The organism is Amycolatopsis sp. NPDC023774 (genome assembly GCF_040639695.1).
Lineage (GTDB): Bacteria > Actinomycetota > Actinomycetes > Mycobacteriales > Pseudonocardiaceae > Amycolatopsis.
In genome coordinates, this window is sequence record NZ_JBFAAJ010000002.1 from 585,254 (window position 1) to 605,893 (window position 20,640).

Below are 20,640 nucleotides of genomic sequence, written 5' to 3' on the forward strand. Positions count from 1 at the left end.
TCAGTGGCGGTGAGCAAGCAAGGGCGAGCGAGCGGGGGCAAGCGGCCAAGGGGTGGGCGAACAGGCGGAACACGCCGGCGCGGGCCATCTTCCCATCATGCCTGGGGCATGATGGGAAGATGGGCGCCGCCGAACCGAGCACGCTCCCGTGACCGGGGGTTACCTGAAGGGCCGGATCCGCCGCGAGGACATCATTTCCGCGGCCGCCGTGGTGTACGGCGAGGCCGGCTACCACGGTTCGTCGCTGCGCGAGATCGCCAAGCGCGTCGGCATCAGCCACGCCGGGCTGCTGTACTACTTCCCCACCAAGGAAGCGCTGCTCGCCGCCGTGCTCGAACGGCGTGACGCCGAGGACTCCGAGCGCGAGCAGCTGACCGTGCCACCCGGGCTGGAGGTGTTGCGGCACTTCGTCGCGCTGGCCGAGCACAACGTGCGCCACCCGGGCATCGTCGACCTGTACTCGCGGCTGGCGGCCGAGGCCGTGGCGCCCGACCACCCGGCGCACGGGTACTTCGAGCAGCACTACCGGCAGGCGCGCGAAAGCGTGATCGGCTCGTTCCGGCTGCTGGCCACGACGGGCGAGCTGCGCGAGGGCGTGGACCCGGACTTCGCGGCCCTCACGTTCATCGCGCTCATGGACGGGTTGCAGGTCCAGTGGCTCACCACCCCCGGTGACGTCGACCTCGTCGGCTCCTTGCGGTTCTACCTGCGCACCTTGCTCACTGTCCCCCTGGCTCCCGAGGACTGACGGCCCGGCCCGAAGCACCCCAACGTGGCGTTCGATGCGCTCAACGCACCGAACGCCGCATTGGATGCGTTGGGCGCAACCAACGCGGCATTGGGGCGGTTTCGGCAGTGCGTGGTCAGAGCGTGCGGGCGTAGGGGTCCCAGCCGTCCGGAAGGGCGGGCGGGACCTCGACGGTGCTGTCCAGCTCGACGGACTGGCCCCGCGTGATCGACTCGTCGATGGCGAGCATCGCGTCGAGCACGTGGTAGGCCAGCTCCCCCGACGCGCGTTCCGGCACTCCGGCCCGGATCGCGCGGGCGAGCTCCAGCGCGCCCGTGCCGCGCGAGGCCGCGTGTCCCTGCGGCGCAAGCTCTTCCGGCTCGGCGGCACCCAGCAGGTGCAGCTTCGTCGGGCCGTCGAAGCGGTTCGGGTCCGGTAACACCGCGGTGCCGAGCGCACCCGACACCTCGACGAAACCCGTGCGCGCCAAGGCGGAGTCGAAGCTCAGCACGACCTGCGCGCTGCCGCCGCGGGCGAACTCGACGAGCGCGGTCACCGTGGTCGGCACGGTCACCGCGAACTCCGTGCCGGCCCGCGGACCCGAGCCGATCACGCGCGTGTCCCGCGCGCGGCCGCCGGCGCCGGTCACCTTGCGGATCGGGCCGAACAGCTGCACGAGCTCCGTGAGGTAGTACGGCCCCATGTCCAGCAGGGGGCCGCCGCCGTGCTGGAACAGGAACTCCGGCGCGGGGTGCCAGCTCTCCGGTCCCGGTGTCTGGAACAGCGCCAGCGCCGTGCGTGGTTCGCCGATGCGGCCGGCCTCGATCGCACGCCGGGCCGTCTGCAGGCCGGCGCCGAGCACGGTGTCGGGCGCGCTCGCCACGCGCAGCCCCTTCTCCTGCGCGCGATCCAGCAGTTTGCGGCCCGTCTGGCGGTCGAGCGCGAGCGGCTTCTCCGCCCACACGCTCTTGCCCGCCTCCAGCGCCGCGAGGCCGACCTCGACGTGCGCGGCCGGGATCGTGAGGTTCACGACCAGCTCGATCTCCGGGTTCGCCAGCAGCTCGCCGACGGTTTCCCCTTGCGGCACACCGTGTTTCGCCGCCTGCACCCGCGCGAGGCCGACGTCGAGGTCGGCGACGGACAGCACCCGCACGTCGGGGAAGCCGGTGAGGTTCTCGAGGTAGGTGTCGCTGATGACCCCCGCGCCGATCAGGCCGACGCCGACGGGGCCGGTCGTCACTTCGCGCCCTCGGTGAGGTAGGCGAAGCTGGCGGCGATGCCTTCGAAGATGTCGCCGTCGTAGCGGTCGAACTCCACCACGCGCAACGCGTCGGGCGCCGCGGCGAGGACCTCGGGGAGCGGGACGCTGCCCCGGCCCGCCGGGACCTGACCGGAGGCGTCGGTGGCGAGCGCACCGTCCTTCACGTGGATGGCGTGCACACGGGAGCCGAGCCGGGCGAGCAGCTCCGGCGCGTTCGCCCCGCCCGCCGTGGCCCAGTAGGCGTCGACCTCGAGCGCGACGGCCGGGTCGAGCTGGTCGGCGAACACCTCGAACGCGTGGCGGCCGTCGATCCGGGACTCCAGCTCCCACCAGTGGTTGTGGTAGCCCACCTGGACCCCGTGCTCCTCGGCGACCTTCGCCGCGGCGTTGAGGGCTTCCGCGGTGGCCGTGATGTCCGCGGCGTTCTGCCACTGCTCCGGCTTCACGAGCGGGTCGATGACCACGGCGATGCCGAGCTGCTTCGCCGCCGCGAACACGGCGTGCTGGTCCTCGCCAATGAGCTTCGCGTGCGCGGTCGGCGCGGTCAGCCCGTTGGCCGGCAGGCCGGCGTTGAGCGCAGCCACGTTCTCGACGACGCCGTACGGCTCGACCTGGGTGAACCCGATCGCGGCGAGGCGCCGCAGGGTGTCCGCCGGATCGGCCGCGAACGCGTCGCGGACCGAGTACAGCTGCACGGAAGGCTTGCCCATTCCAGCTCCTTGGCTTCACGGTTCGGCGCCCGACGCGCCGCGTCGCCTGAATTTCTACCAGCTGGTCAAAATTGACACCAGGCGTTTGCGAGAGGTCCACACGTTCGCCCGCCGTTTGAGGAGGACGCGGGGAGGGCAGCTGTCACCAAGGGCCGAAACCACGGAAAGGGACGGCGATGACCCACCAAGGCATGGACGACTTGATGGTGAAGGGCGAAGAGGAGAGCTTCTCCGCGCTGAAGTCACGGCTCGTCGACGAGTACGGCAGCGCGCGCGAACCCGAGATCACCCGCACGATCACCGCCCAGCGCCGGCACTTCGACGACGCCGGCGTGCGCAGCTTCCTGCCCGTGCTCGTCGAGCGGCAGGTGCGCGACCGGCTCGGTGAGCCCCAGGGACGCTGACGAGGCCTTACGGGAGGATCGAGTCGACGTACCCGCCGTCGACCCGGATCGCCCCGCCGGTGGTGGCGGAGGCGAGCGGTGAGCTCAGGTACACCACGAGGTTCGCGATCTCCTCCGGCTCGATCAGCCGCTGCAGCAACGACTGGGGGCGGTGGGTCTTCATGAACTCCCGCTGCGCCTGCTCCCACGGCAGGTCCTTGTCCACGAGCTGGTAGACGAAGTCTTCGACGCCACCGGTGTGCGTGGGGCCGGCGATCACGGAGTTGACCGTGACGCCGGTCCCCGCCACCACTTTGGCGAAGCCGCGCGAGACGCCCAGCAGGGCAGTCTTGGACATCCCGTAGTGGATCATCTCGGCGGGGATCACCACGGCCGAGTCGCTCGCGATGTTGAGCACGCGGCCCCAGCCCCGCTCGGTCATCGAGGGCAGCGTCAGGCGCGTCAGCCGCACGGCCGCGAGCACGTTGACCTCGAAGTAGCGCCGCCACTCGTCGTCGGTGATCTCCAGCGGTTCCTGCGCGCCGAAGATGCCGAGGTTGTTCACGAGGACGTCGACGCTCCCCGCACTGTCGAGGACCTGGCGCGCGCCTTCGTCGGTGGTCACGTCGCCGGCCCCGGCCACGAACTCCCCGTCGGGCACCTGGCTCTCGAGTTCCTCGACCGCCTTGGCGACGCCCGCTTCGCCGCGCCCGTTCACCACCACACGCGCGCCCGGCTCGCGCGCGCCGAACGTCCGAAGACTCTCACGCCAGCGGCGCGGCCGGCGGTGTGTCCACGAGGTGCCCGGTCTCCTGCGCGAGCGTCATGCGGAACCCGCCGTCGTGACCGCGTTCCCACGCCGTGACGGACGCGTTGGGGACGTCGGTGCGCGCCGCGGTCGCCAGCAGATCCCGCTCCGGCACGGCTTCGAGCACGTACTGCAGCGCGAACACCGTCATCTCGTGGGCCACGAACAGCACGCGCAGCCCCGGCGTCTCCGCGCTCAGTTCCGCGAGCAGCGACCGCACGCGCAGCACGACGTCGGCCCAGGACTCGCCGCCGGGTGGACGGTAGTAGAACTTGCCGTGCCGCTCCTTGCGGCGCAGCTCGTCGGGCCAGCGTTCGGCCACGCCGTGGCTGGTGAGCAGGTCGAGCACACCCAGCTCGCGGTCGCGCAGACGCTCATCCACGTACAGCCCGCCGGGCACCTCGACGCCGCGTTCCTCGGCGACCGCGAGCGCGATGCGGGCCGTATCCAGCGAGCGCAGGTACGGCGAGGCCACCACGAGCTGCGGCGGCTCACCCGCGAGCCACTCCCCCGCCGCCCGCGCCTCGAGCACGCCCAGCTCGCTGAGCGGCACGTCGGCGTCGCGCTCGGCGATGTCGATGACCTCGCGGCCCGCGGCCTCGGCGGCCTCGCGCGCGACGTTGCCGGTGCTCTGCCCGTGGCGCAGCAGGCCGACCCAGTCCAGTCGTGTCGTCACAGGTCCTCAGTACCCCGGACGGACGTGTCGTCACACCCTCACAGGAGCGACCGCGTCCGGGCGACCGCGCCCTTTACCTCCGTGGGCGAGCGCCGCCGGGGCCGCACGACGGGGCGAGGTCCACCGGCCGGCCCAGTGCCGTCTCGACGTGGTCGCGCACCGTCCGCCGGCCCGTTCGTCCTGCCGCTGGTGCGCGATTCCGGCGACCACGACGGCGGGTCCCGGATGCAGGCGGCGCAGCGGCGCGGTGAGCGGCAGCTCCAGCTGGAACACCACCCGGTCGCCCTCCGCGGCGTGCACACGCGAGATGCGCGCGCCCGCGGCGCCGGAACGCGCGCGCGTGCTTGGCCACCCCGAGCGGACCGAAGAGGAACAACGTCATGTCGAGGTACGCCGGCACGCCCACCTGCAACGGCTGCTGCGCCGTCGCGGGAGTGCCGGAAGCAGGCAGCAGCTCGAACTCCGCCAGCACGTCGTCGGCGATGTGCAACGGAATCCGCTCGGGTTCGAGCCGCCGGGCCGCGAGGTGGTCGATGTCGTCGTAGGCGGTCCAGTCGCCGTCCTTGACCACGCGCACCGCGCCGGAGTGCTTGAGCTCCTCGACCACGGACACGAACCACTGCAGGCGCTTGCCCGTCTCACCGCCGCCGATCCGGCGCACCTGCCCCGCCAGCTCGCCGCGATGCCACCGAACCGCCTCTTCCGCGTCCGCGAACTGCGGCAGCGTCCCCACGAAGTGCCATCGACGATCCATGATCATCACACCACGTGTCACGACCCGGCGGTCAGAGGTCCTTGCGGTAGACGAGGAAAACGCACGGCGTGGCCAGCAACGGGGCGAGGTGTGGGTAGGTCTCCTCGATCGTCGATTTCTCCTCGAGGCGGTAGCCCAGCCGCGTGTACCAGGCGGCGAGGAACTCCTTCGACGGGTGCATGAACGACCGCGGCACCAGCAGCTCGAGCTGCATCCGCCGCCGGCCCAGCGCCCGGCAGCGGTGTTCGGCGAACCGCACCAGCTCACGCCCGATGCCCACGCCCTGCAGCTCCGGCGCGGCGGCCAGCAGGCCGAACTCGCCCACGCCGTCGGCGACCGTGCGCACGCGCACGCAGCCGACCACGCGACCCGCCTGGCGCGCCACGGCGATCTCGCCGGCCGCGACGAGCCCCGCCACCTCGGCCGTGCTCGTCCGGTCCGCGTCGCCCGCCCACAGGCCGGCCTCGGCGGTCGCGTAGACGGCGTTCACCAGGGCACCGACCTCGGCAGCCAGCACCTCGTCGGCCGCGGCGGACTGCGGCAGCATCTCGACCTCGACGGCGTCCACGGCGCACCTCCTCGTCGGCCGCCCAGTGTACGAACCGATCAATGCCCGGTCGCGCCGTCGCCGAGTTCGCGATGGATGTCGGCGTAGCCGGCGTGCCGGCCGGTTTCCTCCACGAGGTGCGTGCGCGCCCGGCGGACGCTCGGCCCGCCGGCCCTGGACGCGGTGCGGCGAGGTCGGACAGCCGTCGGGCACGGCGTTCGCTCGCTCGGCCGTCTCCCGGTGGCACGCGACCACGTCGGCCACGCTGTCGATCGGTGCGGCCCGGAAGGTCGCGGGACCCGGCGGATGCCGGTCCCGCCGAGGAAAGTCGCCCGCTCGACGAAGGTCGGGTTTGAGCGGCCGAGCAGGTTCGCCACCCGACGGCACCGCCGCCGCCCGCACCGCCGGCTCCGGCGCCACGTCCACCTTCGCGGCGACGCAGGCGCGCAGGTGGCCGAGGAACCCGCGCGGCACTCCGGCCTCGCTGTTCCCCCGTCCGCAGCGGCGGCGCGTCGCGGCGTTGGGCGGCGGGCACGGGGGCTCCTTCCGCCGGCTGCGCCCCAGCCTGGCCACCTCCTCACCGCTTCGGCACGGGAACTTGCCGGCCCGGCAAACTCGGCGAGCCGCGCTACGAAGTCGTCGCCGCGGAATCCGCCTCCACCGGCCGCGACTCGCCGAACCCGCCGTAACGGCCGGCCTTCGCGCGCTTGCGCACCTCGTCGAAGTGCCGGTGCACGGCCTCGGCCGCGGCGTCGCCGTCGCGCGAGACCAGGGCGTCGACGATCACCTGGTGCCGCTTCGCGGTGCTCGCCGCCGAGGACACCGGTCCGCCGAGCTCGCCCTCGGCCGCGCGGTAGACGTCCCAGAACAGCCCCGTGAGCTCGCGCGCCAGGTCGAAACCCGCTTCCGCGCAGATGAGATCGTGGAACTCCCGGTCGGCGACCGCGGCGTCGGGCCCCTTGCGGCGCATGCGCGCGACGCAGGCTTCCAGCTGGGCGATCAGCTCGAGGCGGTGGTCCGAGGCGACGCGCCGGGTCAGCTCCGTCTCGATCATCTCGCGGACCTCGAGCAGGTCGCGCAGGCGTCCGGCGTCACTGGCGCCGCGGGTGCGCGTGCGAAACAGCAGCCACGTCTGCAGGGCCTCGGAGCCGGCCGAGCCGACGAAGGTGCCGTAGCCGTGGCGGATCTCGACGATGCCGAGCGCCTGCAGCGCCTTGATCGCCTCCCGGATCGAGTTGCGGCTCACGCCGATGTCTTCCATCAGGCTGAGTTCGGTCGGCATCGGCGCGCCCGGCGGGAGGTCGCGGTCGATGATCAGGTCGATGATCCGCTTGGTGATCTCTTCACTGCGTTGCGGGCGCGCCAAAACAGTCTCCCCGGGTGTTGCTTTCGTTCGCTGGCACGTCGCCATCAGAGGACATCCTACGTCATACCTCAGCGATCTCGGCCCGGCGGCGAAACGCCACGTCGCCTTGACCGGTACCCGGCGGGGTTCTAGTGTCGTGGCGAAGACATAGGACGTCCCACGTCATCCTTCTCAAGGACGATCCGCTCGTCCTACGACAATGGCCGCACGTGGGAGGACGCGGAGCAGGGTACCCGAGTGACCGGCGACTGGTCCGGCTACTCCGACCTCGTACAGCTGAGCGGCCCGCTCGACCGGGACCCGAAGATCGGCCTGATGTACGAGGGCGGCGCGGTCGACGCCCGGGATGAGATCCGCTTCGCGCGCTTCGACGAGAACTACCTAGGATGGCGGCGTTCCGCCGGCGCGGCGACCCCGGACGTCTCCCGGCCGGGCGGCGTCGCCTACGTGCTCGGCGGCGCGTCGGCTTCCCGCTGCGCACAGCGGCTCGACGGCGTCGACGATTTCGTGCGGGTGCCGTTCGACCGGGCGCAGCTGCCCGGTTCCGGCGACTTCACCTTCACGACGTCGTTCAGCTACGGCGCTTCGAAGGATCCGCAGGCGCTGCTGTGGCTCGGCGGCATGGGCACGACGGCGCCGCAGCTGTGGCTGCGCGGTGAACCCGCGTCGCACCGGCTCATCGCCATGATGACCACCGCGGCGGGCAGCAAGTCGGTGACCACCAAGCAGGCCTACGACGACCAGCAGTGGCACCACCTCGCGCTCGAACGTACCGGTGGCCGGCTGGAGATCTGGGTCGACGGCGTGCTTGCCGCGTCCGGCCCGGACTCGCCCAGTTCGGTCAGCGAGACCGTCTTGTTCCAGCTCCAGCTGGGCGGACGCCTGGGTGGCGCCAACCACTTCGCCGGCTCCCTCGACGACGCGCGGCTGTACCGCCAGGCGCTGACCGAGTCCGAAGTGGACGCCGTCGCGGCCGGCCGCACCGTGTGGCCGGGTCCGGTGGTGCAGCTGCCGCTAGACCGGGTGCGCTGAGTCGCGGGGCTGGAGCCGGTCTCCTTGACCGCCTTCAGCCCCGCAGCACCAGGTAGGGCGCGACGGCCACCAACGCGACCACGAGCGCCATCCGCAAGCGTTTCGTCGGCAAGGCGTGCGCGATCTTCCAGCCGATGAGCACCCCCGCCAGCTCCGGCACCCCGACGACGGCCGCCAGCCGCCAGTCGATGGCCCCGTTCGCGAGGTACCCGACCGCGCCGGCCGTCGCGATCACCACCGACTGCACCTGCGCCGCCGCGAGGGCCTCCAGCATCGGCAACCCGACCACGACGAGCACCGGCACGATCAGCATGGGCCCGCCCACCCCCACCAGCCCCGCCGCGACCGCCACCCCGGCGCCGATCCCCAGAATCAGGCCCGTCGACGGCACCCGCCCCGCCACCGGCCGCCGCAGCACCACCAGCGCCGCCACCACCACGGCGAACACCCCGAGCACCACGCCGAACCACCGCGCGGACACCAGCGAGTTCAGCAGGACCCCGACCGGCGTCCCCATCACGGCGACCCCCGCCAACAGCCCCGCGACCCTCCTCGTGTGCCGCTCCCGCAACTGCCCGGACCGGACATACGCCCCGCTCCCGGCCACCCCCGTCGCCACGTGCGTGACGATCGCCGTCCCCGCCACCTGCGCCGGCGCGAGCGGCGTCAGCAAGAACAACGCGATGGTCGGCAGGACACCGCCGGGCCCGATCGCCGTGATCCCGATTCCGCCGGCCAGCCCGAACAACGCGAGCAGAACGTCGGTGGTCACGCTCGTCATGCCGGACCTCGGTGCAGTGTCGCGCGCAGCGTGAGCCGGTCCGCGCGGATGTGGAGGGTTTCGGCGTCCACGGGGCGGCCGTCGTCGAGGTGGGTCAGGCGGTCGAGGGCGAAGACGGCCGTACCGGGGGCGATGCCCAGCAACGCGGCCGTGTCCGGGCCGGCGCTCACGGCGTGGACCACGACGTCGGCCCGGCCGAGGCGGCGGCCGCTGGTTTCCTCGATGAGGGCGAACAGGTCGCGGCCCGCGAGGTCGTGGCCGAGCAGCGGTCCGCCGATGTCGGCGGTCAGGTAGGTGGTGTCCAGCGAGAGCGGCACTCCGCCGAGGCGGCGCAGGCGTTCCAGGTGGACAGCGGGCGCACCGGGCACCAGCCCGAGCCGTTCGGCGATCGCCGGCGGGGGCGTGCCGATGCCGGCCGAGCGGACCTCGTTCACGACGTCGCCGTAGCCGTCGAGTGCCTCGGCGAGACCGGCGAGCCGATCGAGGCCGTGGCCGTACTTCGGGTGCACCACGAGCGTGCCGACGCCCTGGCGCCGCTCCACGAGGCCTTCGGCGCGAAGGAGCCCGAGGGCTTCGCGCACGGCGTTGCGCGTCGCGCCGAGCTGGGTGCCGAGGGTGTGCTCGTCGGGCAGCGGGCCGTCGTCGAAGGCGCCCGCGGTGATGCGTTGGCGCAGGACGTCGGCGACCTGGCGGGCCCGCTCGGCGCGCGGCCGGGGAGACGAAGCTTCCACCCGTGCGACGCTACTCGGAAGCGCATTACGCCAGGGTTACGCCACCCGCTCTGACCTGGGTAAACCTGGTGACCAGCACCAAAAGTCCGGGGTCCGGCGAGTTCCGCCACCGCCGCCGGATCGCAACTCAGTGGGACTTGTGAAAAAAACACACTTGTGCTATAATGCGTGAAATATTAGCTAGGCTGGACTTCGTGACCGAACCCAGCTTCACGGCCCTCACCGCGGCCGCCGCTCGTGCCGCGCACCTGATCGTCGACGCCGAGCCCAAGATCTTCACCGACGAGCTCGCGGCGCCCCTGCTCGGCGGCTACGGCGACCAGCTCCTCGCCTACCACCGCGACAACCGCGAGGACCCGATCCTCGCCGGCGGCCGCACCCAGGTGCTCTGCCGCAGCCGATACACCGAAGCCCAGGGAGCCACCCTCCCCCAGAGCGTGGTCCTCGGCGCCGGTCTCGACACCTCCGCCTACCGCGCGCCGCAGACCCACGTGTTCGAAGTGGACCTCCCGCGGACACAGGACTGGAAACGCGCGCAGCTGACCGACGCCGGCCTCCCCGAACCCGCGAACCGCACCTTCGTCCCACTGGACCTCGCGACCGGCGACCTCGCCGAAGCCCTCGTCAAGCACGGCTTCGACCTCGCCCGCCCGGCGCTCGTCAGCTGGCTCGGCGTCACGATGTACCTCACCGAAGCGGCCATCACCCGCACACTGCGCGCCGTCGCCGACCTCGCCCCGGGCACGCAGCTCGTCGCCGACTACGTGCTCCCGGCGCAGCTGCGGGACGACGCCGGCGCGCACTACGCCGACGCCGTCTCCCAGGTAGCCGAGCGGGCCGGCGAACCCTGGCGCAGCTGCTTCTCCCCCGACGAGCTCACAGACCTGCTGCGGGACAAGGGCTTCGGCACCGTCCGGCACGTCCACCAGCGCGACCACGACGTGTGGCCGCGCCCCGACGCCTTGCGTCCCGCGGAGCTGTTCGTGCTCGCCCACGCGAGCGTCTAGCGGAACCTCAGCCGCAGATGCTGCCCAGGCTCGAGGTCCAGCCCCACCACATGCCGTACTCGGCGAGGTTGCCCGCGTCGTTGAGGTGGATGTTGTCCGACGTCCACGGGCTGGGGTTGGGCAGGTTCGCCGAGCCGGCCGGCGGGATGTACTGGCGCATGTCCACGAGCGCCGTGCCCTTCGCGACCGCCGTCTGGTAGATCACCGACGCGTACTGGTCCCAGGTGTACTTCTGGGTGTTGCCGCCGTACGGGTTCGGCGTCCACTTGAGCTCGGCGTAGATCGACATGAGGATGTCGACGCCCCCCGGTCGAGAGGCGCGGATGCCGTCGATGACGTTGTTCAGGTCGGTCTGGAACTTCGCCGGGTCGACCTGCGCCCACAGGTCGTTGCCGCCGAGGTCGACGAGGACCAGGTCGGGCTGCTTGGCGGCCATGTCGGCCATCGCGCCGGTCGTGCCCGCCCAGCGGCCGCCGGGCAGGTAGTCGGCGGCGAGGGCGCCGTTGTGCGAGTAGTTCTGCACGTTGGTCTGCCACTGGGCGCGGAGGCTGTCGGCGAACTTCGTGGTCCAGCCGTAAGTGGTGGGAGACCACGTGTCCGTGGTGGACTGGTAGCCGGTCGAGCCGTAACCCGTGTCGGCCGAGGTGCCGATGATGGCGACGTTGGCTTTACGGGCGCACCAGCTTCTTTCCTGGGCGGCGTCGGCGGAGGTGACCACCGTGGACATGCCGACGCCGAGAACGATCAGGGTCAGCACCGCGGTGAATCTGGCGAAGGTGGCTCTGCGCATGTTCGAGGGGACCTTTCAGAGGAACGGGAGCGTCTGCGCCTGAATCGCTCCACACCGGACGACTGTTACCCGATCAGGTGCGCTTCGGCTGCGAACCGCGACCGTCCGGGCCGCCGGTATGCCCGCGCGTTACCCCGAACGAAGTGCACCAAACGTTTTCTTTCCGGGGTCACCCACCGGCGCAACGGAGAGTTGCCATGATCGACGACACGTCCGACGGTGGAGTTCAGCAGCGAAAAGCCGAGGGAGAGAGGACGTGAGTGCCGTGGCCGGCACCTTGCAACCCCAGCAGCTGATGGACAGCGCCGTGGTCGATCCGGACGGCAACAAGATCGGCAAGGTCGGCAACGTCTACCTCGCCGACGCCACCCGGGAACCCGAGTGGATCACCGTGAAAACCGGGTTGTTCGGCAGCAAGGAGAGCTTCGTGCCGCTCTCGGGCGCGAACGTCGACAACGACGGGATCCACGTGAACGTCGCGAAGGACCAGGTCTCGGAGGCGCCGCGCATCGACGCCGACGGGCACCTGTCGTCCACCGAGAGCGCCGAACTGTACCGCCACTACGGCCTGCCGATGCCGCGCTCCGCACCGGATGCGAACGCGGGACGGGACAAAATGGACACCACCACCCGCCGCGGGAAGCAAGACATGGCGGCTGGTCGGGACAAAATGGACACCGCGACCGGCCGCGGCACGCAGGACCCGGCGATGGCCCGGGACCGGCACCGGACGGCCGACGCGAACTCCGGCACCCGCGGCGAGGAGATGATCCGTTCGGAGGAGCGCCTCAACGTCGGCACCGAACAGGTCGAGACCGGACACGTGCGGCTGCGCAAGTACGTCGTGACCGAGGAGCAGCAGGTCACCGTCCCGGTGAGCCACGAGGAAGTCCGCCTCGAGCGCGAGCCCATCACCGACGCGCGCGGCGGGACCGGTCGCGCCGAGCTCGGCGAGCAGGAGCAGGACGTGGTGCTGCACACCGAAAAACCGGTGATCAGCAAGGAAACCGTGCCCGTCGAGCGCGCGCGGCTCAACACCGAGACGGTCACCGAGGAGCAGACCGTGAAGGGCGAGGTCCGCAAGGAACAGTTCGACTTGCAGGACGACGCCAAGAAGCGCAAGCACTGACGTCCGGAATACCCGCCTCCCGCTCCCGAAGTTGATGCATCAACTTCGGGAGCGGGAGGCTTTTTCATGCGGTTCGGGATCTTCACGGTGGGCGACGTGGCGCGCGACCCCGTGTCGGGGCGGACTCCGAGCGAGCACAAGCGACTCAAGTGGATGGTCGAGACCGCCGTACCCGGTGAAGCTCGCCGAGGACTGCGCGACGCTCCAGCACCTCGCCGACGACCGCGTCGACCTCATGATGGGCCGCGGCAACGCCGGGCCCGTCTACCCGTGGTTCGGCAAGGACATCCGCGACGGGATCGCGCTCGCGGTGGAGAACTACGCCCTGTTGCGCCTCTGGCGTGAGGAGCTCGTGGACTGGGAAGGCAAGTTCCACACCCCGAGGGGCTTCACCGCCACCCCGCGCCCGCTCGACGGCGTGCCCCCGTTCGTCTGGCACGGCTCCATCCGCAGCCCGCAGATCGCCGAACAGGCCGCCTACTACGGCGACGGGTTCTTCCACAACAACATCTTCTGGCCCGCCGACCACACGCGGCGGATGATCGAGCTCTACCGCACCCGCTTCGAGCACTACGGCCACGGCACGGCTGGGCAGGCCATCGTCGGCCTCGGCCGGCAGACGTTCCTGCGCCCGAACACCCAGGACGCGATCCGCGAGGTCCGCCCGTACTTCGACCACTCGCCCATCTACGGCGGCGGCCCGTCGCTCGAGGACTCGATGGACCAGACCTCGCTCTCGGTTGGCAGCCCGCAGCAGGTCGTCGAGCGCACCCTCGCGTTCCGCGACTACGCCGGCGACTACCAGCGCCGGCTCTTCGTCGTCGACGGCATGGGCCTGCCCCACAAGGCGGTGCTGGAACAGATCGACACCCTCGGCGAGCAAGTGGTTCCGGTGCTGCGCGCGGTTCGCCGAGAACCGCCCGGCGAACGTCCCGGCCGCCCCCCACGCACCAGTCCCTGGTGGCAGCGGCCCGCCAGGACTAGATCGCCGATTCTCCCTTGCCCAGCACCACGATCCCGCCCGAGCTCACGTGGTAGTGCTCGCGGTCGCGGGCCAGGTCGACGCCGATGTGGGCGCCCGGCGGGACGACCACGTTCTTGTCGAGGATCGCCCGGCGCACCACGGCACCGCGGCCCACGCGGGCGCCGTCGAGGATCACCGAGCCCTGCACGACCGCGCCGTTTTCGACGACGACGTCCGGGGAGAGCACGGAGTCCACGACCTGGGCGCCGGAGATGATGCAGCCGTTGCTGATGATCGACTGCCCGGCGCTGCCGCCCTCCACGAATTTCGCCGCGGCGCGCTGGGCGGGGTGGGCGAGGATCGGCCACTTGCGGTTGTAGAGGTTGAAGATCGGGTACGTCGAGATCAGGTCGGTGTGGGCGTCGTAGTAGCTGTCGATGGTCCCGACATCGCGCCAGTAGCCGTGGTCGCGTTCGCTCTCGCCGGGCACGACGTTGCCGCTGAAGTCGTAGACCGCCGCCTGGCCCTTGTCCACGAGCGCCGGGATGATGTCGCGGCCCATGTCGTGTTTGGACCCGACGTTCTTCGAGTCGGCGTGCAGCGCGTCGAGCATCACCTGCGTGGTGAACACGTAGTTGCCCATCGACACGTACGCCTCGTCGGGCGAGTCCGGGAGACCCGGCGGGTCCTCGGGTTTCTCGAGGAACGCGTCGATCTTCGTGCCGTCGCCGGTCTGGATCACGCCGAACGCGCTCGCCTCCGCACGCGGTACGCGGATCCCCGCCACAGTCACGCCGGCGCCCGACGCGATGTGCTCGTCGATCATCTGGCGCGGGTCCATGCGGTAGATGTTGTCGGCGCCGAACACCGCGATGTAGGCGGGCGACTCGTCGTAGACCAGGTTGAGACTCTGGTGGATCGCGTCGGCGCTGCCCTGGAACCACCGCGGGCCCAGCCGCTGTTGCGCGGGCACCGGCGTCACGTACTCGCCGGTCAGCGACGAGAGCCGCCACGTGGTGGAGATGTGGCGGTCGAGCGAGTGCGACTTGTACTGCGTGAGCACGCAGATCCGCCGGATCCCGCCGTGGACGAGGTTCGACAGCACGAAGTCGATCAGGCGGTGCACCCCGCCGAAGGGCACCGCGGGTTTGGCCCGGTCGGCCGTGAGCGGCATGAGCCGCTTGCCCTCGCCACCGGCCAGCACGATCCCCAGGACATCCGATCCGTCGATCACGAAACCCTCCCGCACGCCTCGTAGATCGCGACCGTCCTCGCGGCGATCGCCGCCCAGCCGAACTCTCCCACGGCGCGGTCGCGCCCGGCCAGACCCAGCGCGGCGGCCCGGTCGGGATCCGCGACCAGCTCGTTGATCCGCCGCGCGAGCCCCGACTCGAACGCCGCCGTGTCGTTCTCGTCGTAGTGCACGAGCAGTCCCGTCGCGCCGTCGTCGACGACCTCGGGGATCCCTCCGACGTCGCTGGCCACCACCGCGGTGCCGCACGCCATCGCCTCGAGGTTCACGATGCCCAGCGGCTCGTACACCGACGGGCAGACGAAGACGGTCGCGTGCGTCAGCAGCTGCACGACCTCGGGGCGGGGCAGCATTTCGGGAATCCAGTGCACGCCGGTGCGCTTCTCCTGCAGCTGGGCGACCAGGCCGCGGAACTCGGCATCGAGCTCTGGGGTGTCGGCGCCGCCGGCGCACAGCACGAGCTGCACGTCCTCGGCGAGCTCGGAACCGGCGCGCACGAGGTGCGGCACGCCCTTCTGCCGCGTGATGCGCCCGACGAACAGCGCGTACGGCCGGTCCGGGTCGATGCCGTGCTTCGCCAGTACGTCGCGGCCGGGGTCGGGGCGGTAGAGCGTGGTGTCGATCCCGTTGTGCACCACATGCACCCGCGCGGGGTCGACGGCCGGGTACGCGGTGAGCACGTCTTCGCGCATGCCCGCGCTCACGGCGATGATCGCGTCGGCCGCCTCGTACGCGTCCTTCTCGATCCACGAGGACACGCGGTAGCCGCCGCCGAGCTGCTCGGCCTTCCAGGGGCGCAGCGGTTCGAGCGAGTGCGCGGTGATCACGTGCGGGATGCCGTGGGTCAGCTTCGCGAGGTGGCCGCCAAGGTTCGCGTACCAGGTGTGGCTGTGGGCGAGGTCGTGCCCCGCCAGCGCGTCGGCCATCGACACGGCGATGTCCATGGTCGCGAACGCGGTCTGGGAGTAGCCGTGGAGATCGCGGTGGCCGTGGGCGCCGTCGTCGCGGTCCGGCCCCCAGCAGTGCACGTCCAGGTCGACCAGCGACCGCAGTTCGCGGGCGAGGAACTCGACGTGCACCCCCGCTCCGCCATAGACGTCCGGCGGGTACTCCCGGGTGAGCAGGCCGACCTTCATGCCCCGACCCTAAACGGCGCGGGCTGGGAAGTGCAGTGCGGGGAAGCGACTAATCCGTGTCGTGATCGACTCACCCGGCTCTCGTCCCGGTGACCGGGCCCACGCGTTCGACCGCGGGCAGGCGCAGCCCATAGTGGGCGAGTTCGCGGGCGGCGAGGCCGGCGACGACGTCGGGATCGCGCTCACGCCAGCCCGTGGTGAGGTCGCCGGCGCGGACCGTGCGCGGCAGGGGCCGCGTGACGAGCGCGCGCAGGGCCAGCAGGTCGAGTCCTTCAGCGCCCTGGCGGCGCAGGCGGGCCGCCGCCGTCGCGCCGCGCGCGAACCGCCACCGCAGCGGCAGCCACGAGACCAGCAGGAACACCAGTGGCACGGAGACGACCAGCACCGCGAGCCACCACGCGAGGTCCCCGACGGCGGTGATCTGCCAACGGCCCGCGTCGGCGAGTTCCGTGCCGGCTGTCGATCCCGAGTGGAGCGCGTCGGCGAGCGGGTGGCCGATCAACGGCACCTGGCCGGCCTGATCGGCGGCCGCGTCGAACGTGGCGCGCAGCCCGGAACCCGCGTCGACGAGCCCGTCGCCCGGCGCGCGCAGGCGCATGACCTCGTCGTACACGCGCACGGCCAGCCACGCGGCGAACGCGAGCAGCCCGAACGCGAACACGTCGCTGAGCACCTGTGCGGTGCGGCGGACCGGGCGGTCGGCGTAGACCTTCATCGGGGACCCTCACTTTCGCGGCCCCGGCCAACTACCCGGGCCGTCGCTCGGCGAACCACGATTACTCCTTGTGCCGCAACGGCTTCCGCTCCCCGACGACCACCGTCGCCCCGAGGTCTTCCGATTCCTCGACCCACGCGCGCAGCCCGACCTGCGCCAACGCCGCGACCGCCGACTGCGCCTGCCGCTCGCTCGTCTCGAACAGCACGCGGCCACCGGGCGCCAGCCACTGCGGCGCCTGGGCGACCACGCGCCGCAACACGTCGAGCCCGTCGGTTCCCCCGTCCAGAGCCACGAGCGGCTCGTGCTCGCGCGCCTCCGGCGGGAGCAGTTCGACCTCGCCGCTCGGCACGTACGGCACGTTCGAAATCAGCACCTCGACGCGGCCGCGCAACCGCTCGGGCACGGGTTCGAACAAGTCGCCTTCGTAAACCTCACCGTCGATGTTCGACCGCGCACACCGCACCGCCACCGGATCGACATCCGCCGCGTGCAGTTCCACACCGGGCACCTCTGCCGCCACCGTCGCCCCGAGCGCGCCGGACCCGCAGCACAGGTCGAGCACCACCGCGCCCGGCCGCGCGAACCCCGCCGCCAGCCGCACGAGCAGCTCCGTGCGGTGCCGCGGCACGAACACACCCTCGGCCACCTCGAACCGCCGCCCGGCGAACTCCGCCCAGCCGACCACGTACTCCAGCGGCTCCCCCTCGACGCGCCGCCGCACCAACGTCTCCAGCGCCGCGGCGTCCCCCGCCGCCGCCTCGCCGAGCACGCGCGCCTCCTCCTCGGCGAACACACAGCCCGCCGCCCTCAACCGCGCGACCACCGCCTCGACATCCCAGGACACGAACAACCAGAAACCTTTCCACCGCAGAGAGAAACTGCGCAACCCTCGGCAACGACGCCGCGCCGACCACCCACCCGACCGCCTGCGACCGCCACCAACCGCCACGAACACACCACACCGGGGACCCGCCCAGCCCCTCCCCGATCCGAAGCCCGCACCCGGTTCGGGGGCAGTTGTCAAGGTACTCTTTCCAGCCTTGACAACTGCCCCCGAACCGTAGTGACACTCGATCTTCGGGGTGCCGTCCCCTCGGCACTTCCCACCTCCTGAGGCGCACCCGAAACTCACGCGGTCACATCCCAAGTGGGTGCGGTGGGTTTCGCACCGCTCGGCCGGCTCGTGCAGGGTCGGCCTTCTCCTTCCGTTGTGGAGCGTCACTGGTCTGACGTCCGGGAACGGCGCAGCCGGGCCGGCTCCGCCGCCGTGACCAACCTCGGCGGCCGGCTCACCACGGTCGTCAGCCGCGTCTACCGCGACGTCGTGCGCTTCCGCCAATCTCACCGCGAGGAACCCGCCGGCGATCAGCTCCGGACGGCGGCGCCGCCACCGACTCCGAAACCGCGGCCGTGATGGCCGACTCGGTCGGCCTGGCGCTGCTCGGGGTCCTCGACACGCTCTCGCCGGCCAGCGCCTGGCATTGTGCGGCACGACCTCTTCGGCCTGTCGTGCGACGAGGTCGTCCCGGTCGTCGGCCGCGCCCCGGCGGCCGCGCGCCGGGTCGCGAGCCGGGCCCGCCGGCGCGTCTGCGGCACCCCGGCCGGCGCGCAGGCGGACCTGGCGCAAGCGTGAGGCCGGCCACGCGTTCCTCGCGGCCTCGCGCGGCGGCGACTGCGCGGTCCTCGTGGCGCTGCTCGATCCCGACGCCGCGCTGCGTGCCGAGGGCGACGTCGCGAAGCTCGTGCGCGGGGCCGAGCACATCGCGGCCGGCGCCGGCCGGTTCGCCGACCGTGCCGCCGTCTCGCGGCTCGCTCTTCGGCGGCCGGCCGGGAATCGTCGCGGCGCCGCTGGCCGGCTGCGGGTCGCGATGGCGTTCACGATCGCGGGCGGCGTGATCACCGAGGCCGACATCGTCACCGAGGTCAGGCGGCCGGCGGAAGTGGAAATCTCAGTGCTCTGAAACGTCCGGGGGCGGGCACGAAAACGTCCGGGGAAGTTCAGGCTGGAGGCCTTGCGAGGAGAGCAACCGTTCTCCCCTGGGGAACGCGCTCAGGCACCCCCAACCGGGTAATCTGAGCAGACGCTTGTACCAGTTTTTCTCCCGGAAGGCGGTGATCCGCAGGTGGCGGCCCCCCGGCCCACCGTCACGCGGCGGCGCGAACTGGCGCACACCAGCGCCCGGTCGCTGCTCATGACAGTGCTCGGCGAGTACGTGCTGCCTCGCCAGGAGCCGGTCTGGACGTCGTCGCTGGTCGACGCTCTCGCGTTGTTCAAGGTCGAGGAGAAGTCGGCCCGCCAGGCGCTCGCCCGCGCTTCCGGCGAGGGCTGGCTGAAGTCCGAACGCGCGGGCCGGCGCGTGCGCTGGTTGCTGACGCCGCCGGGGCGCCGTCTGCTGAGCGAAGGCGCCGAGCGCATCTACGGGTTCGGCCGGCAGACCGGCGAGTGGGACCGCACGTGGCTGGTGCTGCTCGTGTCGGTGCCCGAATCCCAGCGCGACCTGCGCCACCGCATGCGCACCCGGCTCAGCTGGGCGGGCTTCGGCTCGCCCGCGCCAGGCGTGTGGATCAGCCCCAACGTCGGCGCCGAACCCGAGGCCGCCCGGCTCGTCGCGGAGCTCACCGACGGCGGGCAGGCCATGTCGTTCGTCGCGAGCTACGCCGAGATCGGCGACGAGCAGCAGATGGTCGCGCGCGCCTGGGACCTGCGCGAACTCGAACACCACTACGAGCGCTTCATCGACGAGTTCACCGGCCTCGCGCCCCGATCTGGCGAGGCCGTGCTGCTCGCTCAGACGCGCCTGGTGCACGAGTGGCGCCGCTTCCCGTTCCTCGACCCGGACTTGCCACGCAACCTCTTGCCCGACCGCTGGAGCGGCACGCAGGCGGCCGAGCTGTTCCACACCCGCCACGCCGAGTGGCGCGACGAAGCCCAGCAGCACTGGGACTCCTTCGTCGAGAGCGGCGGCTAGCTCGGCCGCGCGGGCCGCACTCCGCGACCAGCGCCGTGTTCGTGCCGGCCGGGCCGAACGACATCACGCCGCCGGCCTGGCCGATGGGCGCGTCGCGGCCGGGCAAGGCCTCGGTGAAGAAGCGGCGGTTATCCGCGCCGAAGGCGGGAACTCGTCGGGCAAATGCCGGCCCGGGCGAGATCGCCTCGACCGGGCAGGCGGGTTCGCAGTTGCCGCAGTTGATGCACTCGAACGGGTTGAGGTAACGCTTGCTCGCCTCCGCAGATGCAGTCGACGGGCACTCCTCCATGCAGGAGCGGTCGGTGAGGCCGATGCACGGCTCGGCGATCACGTACGGCATGTTGTTCTCTGCCAACGGTTTTTCAGCCGCGAGCGCGGGCGGGCTCGTCGGGTGGAGTGCCGGGGGGCACCAGCGCGGCGGGGTCGAGGTGGTGCACGGCGTTGTTCACGGCCGTCCCGGCTTCGCCGAAGCCCACGGCGATGAGCCGCACCTGGCCGGGATAGACGTTGATGTCGCCCGCGGCGAAGATGCCGGGGGACGAGGTGGCTCTGGTCGCTTCGACCGGGATGTGGCGGCGGTTCTCGACGTCGATGCTCCCACTGCGGCGGCCCGAGGTTGGCGGTGAACCCAGCGCGGCGATGATCCGCCCGCACTGCAGCGCCCGCGCGCCGTCACCGCTCGTCAGCTCCACGCCGGCGACCTCCGCGGCGCCGAGGACTCGCGACCAGCTCCACGCCGAGCTCCCACACGCGAAGCAGGCGTGCAGGCCGGTAGGTCCGGCGCCGACCACGAGCACGTCGGCGCCGACGACCGGCGGAGCGTCCGAAGTGGACATTCCGTGCTCCTCGGTGAGTTCCGCCAGGGAAGGTGGACGTACCCGCACTCGAACCCCCACCCC

24 protein-coding genes and 3 pseudogenes are annotated in these 20,640 nt (G+C 71.6%); 10 read left to right on the plus strand and 17 right to left on the minus strand.

All coding sequences use genetic code 11. The annotated features are described in order from the left end of the window. The first annotated feature begins 148 nt into the window (after positions 1–148). A complete protein-coding gene (locus AB0F91_RS08880; protein WP_360596070.1) occupies positions 149–748 on the plus strand; it encodes a TetR/AcrR family transcriptional regulator in 600 nt (199 codons plus the stop codon). Positions 749–863: 115 nt separating this feature from the next. Here the strand turns inward: AB0F91_RS08880 and AB0F91_RS08885 are convergent, their stop codons facing one another. Both AB0F91_RS08885 and AB0F91_RS08890 read right to left on the minus strand, forming a co-directional pair. Next, positions 864–1,967 (minus strand): Gfo/Idh/MocA family oxidoreductase, encoded by a 1,104-nt coding sequence (locus AB0F91_RS08885; RefSeq protein WP_360596072.1) that lies wholly within the window; start codon positions 1,965–1,967, stop codon positions 864–866. Next, positions 1,964–2,698, minus strand: coding sequence for a TIM barrel protein (locus AB0F91_RS08890; protein ID WP_360596074.1), 735 nt, complete (start codon positions 2,696–2,698; stop codon positions 1,964–1,966). The genes AB0F91_RS08885 and AB0F91_RS08890 overlap by 4 nt, the downstream gene beginning before the upstream one ends. A 191-nt stretch (positions 2,699–2,889) precedes the next feature. On the opposite strand from AB0F91_RS08890, the gene AB0F91_RS08895 reads away from it, so the two are divergent. Continuing rightward, complete coding sequence (locus AB0F91_RS08895; RefSeq protein ID WP_360596076.1) at positions 2,890–3,102, plus strand: three-helix bundle dimerization domain-containing protein; 213 nt, start codon at positions 2,890–2,892, stop codon at positions 3,100–3,102. Between the two features lie 7 nt (positions 3,103–3,109). Here AB0F91_RS08895 and AB0F91_RS08900 read toward each other — a convergent pair. From AB0F91_RS08900 to AB0F91_RS08925, 6 genes and pseudogenes are all read right to left on the minus strand, one after another. Next, positions 3,110–3,814: pseudogene (locus AB0F91_RS08900) on the minus strand (SDR family oxidoreductase); the annotation flags it as partial. A 31-nt stretch (positions 3,815–3,845) separates the two neighbouring features. Continuing rightward, positions 3,846–4,565, minus strand: a complete 720-nt coding sequence (locus tag AB0F91_RS08905; RefSeq protein ID WP_360596078.1) for a histidine phosphatase family protein — start codon at positions 4,563–4,565, stop codon at positions 3,846–3,848. A 73-nt stretch (positions 4,566–4,638) separates the two neighbouring features. After that, the gene (locus AB0F91_RS08910; protein ID WP_360596080.1) at positions 4,639–5,319 is read right to left on the minus strand and encodes a hypothetical protein; all 681 of its coding nucleotides are present in this window, start codon (positions 5,317–5,319) and stop codon (positions 4,639–4,641) included. 31 nt (positions 5,320–5,350) lie between these two features. Continuing rightward, positions 5,351–5,887: a GNAT family N-acetyltransferase gene (locus AB0F91_RS08915; RefSeq protein WP_360596081.1), complete on the minus strand. Its 537-nt coding sequence runs from the start codon at positions 5,885–5,887 to the stop codon at positions 5,351–5,353. A gap of 38 nt (positions 5,888–5,925) precedes the next feature. Beyond that, positions 5,926–6,447 (minus strand): DUF664 domain-containing protein, encoded by a 522-nt coding sequence (locus AB0F91_RS08920; RefSeq protein WP_360596082.1) that lies wholly within the window; start codon positions 6,445–6,447, stop codon positions 5,926–5,928. A gap of 47 nt (positions 6,448–6,494) precedes the next feature. Then, positions 6,495–7,232, minus strand: coding sequence for a FadR/GntR family transcriptional regulator (locus AB0F91_RS08925; RefSeq protein ID WP_360596084.1), 738 nt, complete (start codon positions 7,230–7,232; stop codon positions 6,495–6,497). Between the two features lie 237 nt (positions 7,233–7,469). Between AB0F91_RS08925 and AB0F91_RS08930 the strand changes: the two genes are divergently transcribed. After that, positions 7,470–8,264 (plus strand): sialidase family protein, encoded by a 795-nt coding sequence (locus AB0F91_RS08930; protein ID WP_360596086.1) that lies wholly within the window; start codon positions 7,470–7,472, stop codon positions 8,262–8,264. 34 nt (positions 8,265–8,298) lie between these two features. On the opposite strand, the gene AB0F91_RS08935 is transcribed toward AB0F91_RS08930, so the two are convergent. Further along, positions 8,299–9,045 (minus strand): sulfite exporter TauE/SafE family protein, encoded by a 747-nt coding sequence (locus AB0F91_RS08935; protein WP_360596087.1) that lies wholly within the window; start codon positions 9,043–9,045, stop codon positions 8,299–8,301. Beyond that, positions 9,042–9,776: a GntR family transcriptional regulator gene (locus AB0F91_RS08940; RefSeq protein ID WP_360596089.1), complete on the minus strand. Its 735-nt coding sequence runs from the start codon at positions 9,774–9,776 to the stop codon at positions 9,042–9,044. The genes AB0F91_RS08935 and AB0F91_RS08940 overlap by 4 nt, the downstream gene beginning before the upstream one ends. Positions 9,777–9,970: 194 nt before the next feature. On the opposite strand from AB0F91_RS08940, the gene AB0F91_RS08945 reads away from it, so the two are divergent. Next, the gene (locus AB0F91_RS08945; RefSeq protein WP_360596091.1) at positions 9,971–10,783 is read left to right on the plus strand and encodes an SAM-dependent methyltransferase; all 813 of its coding nucleotides are present in this window, start codon (positions 9,971–9,973) and stop codon (positions 10,781–10,783) included. Positions 10,784–10,790: 7 nt separating this feature from the next. Here AB0F91_RS08945 and AB0F91_RS08950 read toward each other — a convergent pair whose 3' ends face one another. Beyond that, on the minus strand, positions 10,791–11,573 hold the full coding sequence (locus AB0F91_RS08950) for an SGNH/GDSL hydrolase family protein (protein ID WP_360596093.1): 783 nt from the start codon (positions 11,571–11,573) through the stop codon (positions 10,791–10,793). A gap of 265 nt (positions 11,574–11,838) precedes the next feature. Here AB0F91_RS08950 and AB0F91_RS08955 point away from each other — a divergent pair, with 265 nt between their 5' ends. Both AB0F91_RS08955 and AB0F91_RS08960 read left to right on the plus strand, forming a co-directional pair. Then, positions 11,839–12,702 (plus strand): PRC and DUF2382 domain-containing protein, encoded by an 864-nt coding sequence (locus AB0F91_RS08955; protein WP_360596292.1) that lies wholly within the window; start codon positions 11,839–11,841, stop codon positions 12,700–12,702. 66 nt (positions 12,703–12,768) lie between these two features. Then, positions 12,769–13,686, plus strand: a pseudogene (locus AB0F91_RS08960) (LLM class flavin-dependent oxidoreductase). Here the strand turns inward: AB0F91_RS08960 and glgC are convergent. From glgC to AB0F91_RS08980, 4 genes are all read right to left on the minus strand, one after another. Further along, positions 13,683–14,900 carry a glucose-1-phosphate adenylyltransferase gene (gene glgC / locus AB0F91_RS08965; RefSeq protein ID WP_360596095.1) on the minus strand — a complete coding sequence of 406 codons (1,218 nt, stop codon included), beginning with the start codon at positions 14,898–14,900 and terminating at the stop codon, positions 13,683–13,685. The pseudogene AB0F91_RS08960 and the gene glgC sit on opposite strands and share 4 nt — an antisense overlap. After that, on the minus strand, positions 14,897–16,054 hold the full coding sequence (glgA, locus tag AB0F91_RS08970) for a glycogen synthase (RefSeq protein ID WP_360596097.1): 1,158 nt from the start codon (positions 16,052–16,054) through the stop codon (positions 14,897–14,899). The genes glgC and glgA overlap by 4 nt, the downstream gene beginning before the upstream one ends. A 70-nt stretch (positions 16,055–16,124) precedes the next feature. Continuing rightward, a complete protein-coding gene (locus AB0F91_RS08975) occupies positions 16,125–16,769 on the minus strand; it encodes a hypothetical protein (RefSeq protein WP_360596099.1) in 645 nt (214 codons plus the stop codon). Positions 16,770–16,830: 61 nt separating this feature from the next. Next, positions 16,831–17,616 carry a putative protein N(5)-glutamine methyltransferase gene (locus AB0F91_RS08980; protein ID WP_360596100.1) on the minus strand — a complete coding sequence of 262 codons (786 nt, stop codon included), beginning with the start codon at positions 17,614–17,616 and terminating at the stop codon, positions 16,831–16,833. Positions 17,617–18,255: 639 nt separating this feature from the next. Here AB0F91_RS08980 and AB0F91_RS08985 point away from each other — a divergent pair. From AB0F91_RS08985 to AB0F91_RS09000, 4 genes are all read left to right on the plus strand, one after another. Continuing rightward, complete coding sequence (locus AB0F91_RS08985) at positions 18,256–18,405, plus strand: hypothetical protein (protein WP_360596102.1); 150 nt, start codon at positions 18,256–18,258, stop codon at positions 18,403–18,405. A gap of 52 nt (positions 18,406–18,457) precedes the next feature. Beyond that, the gene (locus tag AB0F91_RS08990) at positions 18,458–18,733 is read left to right on the plus strand and encodes a hypothetical protein (RefSeq protein ID WP_360596103.1); all 276 of its coding nucleotides are present in this window, start codon (positions 18,458–18,460) and stop codon (positions 18,731–18,733) included. 201 nt (positions 18,734–18,934) lie between these two features. Continuing rightward, on the plus strand, positions 18,935–19,741 hold the full coding sequence (locus AB0F91_RS08995) for a PaaX family transcriptional regulator C-terminal domain-containing protein (protein WP_360596294.1): 807 nt from the start codon (positions 18,935–18,937) through the stop codon (positions 19,739–19,741). A gap of 35 nt (positions 19,742–19,776) precedes the next feature. Continuing rightward, positions 19,777–19,986, plus strand: coding sequence for a hypothetical protein (locus tag AB0F91_RS09000; RefSeq protein WP_360596307.1), 210 nt, complete (start codon positions 19,777–19,779; stop codon positions 19,984–19,986). Here the strand turns inward: AB0F91_RS09000 and AB0F91_RS09005 are convergent. Both AB0F91_RS09005 and AB0F91_RS09010 read right to left on the minus strand, forming a co-directional pair. After that, positions 19,947–20,081 (minus strand): annotated as a pseudogene (locus tag AB0F91_RS09005) ((4Fe-4S)-binding protein); the annotation flags it as partial. The gene AB0F91_RS09000 and the pseudogene AB0F91_RS09005 overlap by 40 nt on opposite strands. 22 nt (positions 20,082–20,103) lie before the next feature. Then, positions 20,104–20,577, minus strand: coding sequence for a hypothetical protein (locus AB0F91_RS09010; protein WP_360596105.1), 474 nt, complete (start codon positions 20,575–20,577; stop codon positions 20,104–20,106). Positions 20,578–20,640: the final 63 nt, after the last annotated feature.

Excerpts from the sequence above, each read along its gene's own strand:
- AB0F91_RS08890 (WP_360596074.1), bottom strand. The coding sequence starts at position 2,698 with ATGGGCAAGCCTTCCGTGCAGCTGTACTCGGTCCGCGACGCGTTCGCG.
- AB0F91_RS08975 (WP_360596099.1), bottom strand. The coding sequence starts at position 16,769 with ATGAAGGTCTACGCCGACCGCCCGGTCCGCCGCACCGCACAGGTGCTC.
- glgA (WP_360596097.1), bottom strand. The coding sequence starts at position 16,054 with ATGAAGGTCGGCCTGCTCACCCGGGAGTACCCGCCGGACGTCTATGGC.
- AB0F91_RS08950 (WP_360596093.1), bottom strand. The coding sequence starts at position 11,573 with ATGCGCAGAGCCACCTTCGCCAGATTCACCGCGGTGCTGACCCTGATC.
- AB0F91_RS08935 (WP_360596087.1), bottom strand. The coding sequence starts at position 9,045 with ATGACGAGCGTGACCACCGACGTTCTGCTCGCGTTGTTCGGGCTGGCC.
- AB0F91_RS08895 (WP_360596076.1), top strand. The coding sequence starts at position 2,890 with ATGGACGACTTGATGGTGAAGGGCGAAGAGGAGAGCTTCTCCGCGCTG.
- AB0F91_RS08910 (WP_360596080.1), bottom strand. The coding sequence starts at position 5,319 with ATGGATCGTCGATGGCACTTCGTGGGGACGCTGCCGCAGTTCGCGGAC.
- AB0F91_RS09010 (WP_360596105.1), bottom strand. The coding sequence starts at position 20,577 with ATGTCCACTTCGGACGCTCCGCCGGTCGTCGGCGCCGACGTGCTCGTG.